General features: G+C 38.1%; 1 protein-coding gene. It reads right to left on the bottom strand.

Annotation, left to right across the window (positions count from 1 at the left end; genetic code table 11):
• Positions 1-79: 79 nt before the first annotated feature.
• On the bottom strand, positions 80-1,102 hold the full coding sequence (locus ACAX61_RS19565) for a hypothetical protein (RefSeq protein ID WP_370716211.1): 1,023 nt from the start codon (positions 1,100-1,102) through the stop codon (positions 80-82).
• Positions 1,103-1,289 lie beyond the last annotated feature (187 nt).

Raw genomic sequence — 1,289 nt, 5'->3', positions numbered from 1 at the left:
TATTAGGTTGGTGCAAAAGAAATTGCGGTTTTTAACTTTTAACTTTAGAATGATAAGACACACACATAACAAAATTTTATTAATTGAAATACGAACCATTCGATTCAACACACTTTTCCCATTGTGAAATAAGTTTATTTATACCTTTCAAATAAAAGTCGGGTTTCCTGGAGGCAACGAAATCATCGAAGGCAGTTTCGACATCGCCCTGATTCTTGAAGTTTTTTTCCAGAAGGAAATTGCTCAAATGTTTGAAGAAGTAATAGTCAGTAGGCGACAGATCAGGCGAATAAGGGGGATGAGGTAGAATTTCGTATTCCAATCCGTGCAATTTTTGCACCGTGATTTTCGAGACGTGTGGTCTTGCATTGTCGTGCAAAAGGATTGGTTTTTTTCTGTTGACTAATGCCGGATTTAAACATTGAAGTTTATGGTGCATTTCATCGATTTGCTGTACATACTTCTCCGCCGTAATTGTTTCGTTTTGTTTGAGGAAGCTGAAGTGGATCAAGCCCGCTCGTGACCACCAAACCGTCACCATGACCTTTTTTTGGTGTAATTTCGGCTTAGGGAAGTGCCGTGGAGCTTCGGTACGATCTAACCACTGACTAGATCGCTTCCTATTATCGTAGACTATCCATTTCTCGTCGCATGTTATAATACGTTCGAGAAATGGTTCGACTTTATTGCGCAAAAGAAGAGAAGATGAGATTTCAAAACGTTGATATTTTTGGATGTCGTTCAATTCATGCGGCACCCATTTTTCTAATTTTTTGACCTTGCCTATCTCTTTTAAATGGCGAACTACTGTTGTATGGTCAACTTGAAGGTCTTCTGCAAGCTCACGCGTGGTTTTACGAGGGTCCGGTACGACTGCAGCTTTTAATTGGTCATTATCCAGCGCTGTTGGTCGACTTCCGTGCTTCTCATCTTGCAGGCTTTCATCTCCGCTGCGGAATTTGGCAAACCACCATTGAACTGTGCGTTCATTAGTGGTACCTGAGCCAAATGCATCATTGATTTTGCGAGCTGTCTCTGCAGCTCGAAGGCCGTTTTTAAATTCGTATAAAAAAAGCAGACGGTTACCTATTTTACTTGTCATGATTTCTGGAGCCTATAAATCATTAAAAATTAATTTGTACCAAATTTAACAAAATTACTAGATGCAACAAGAATTAAGCTTTCAAATGATATGTTGATCAATATTTACAAAATGATATATTTAAACAAAATCATAAAAATTATTGAATATCATAAAAACCGCAATTTCTTTTGCACCAACCTAATAT

Origin of the sequence: Sphingomonas sp. IW22, from assembly GCF_041321155.1 — a bacterium.
Classification (GTDB): Bacteria; Pseudomonadota; Alphaproteobacteria; order Sphingomonadales; family Sphingomonadaceae; genus Sphingomonas.
Note: the sequence above shows the minus strand (reverse complement) of the source record. Positions and strands in the feature narration are given on the sequence as shown.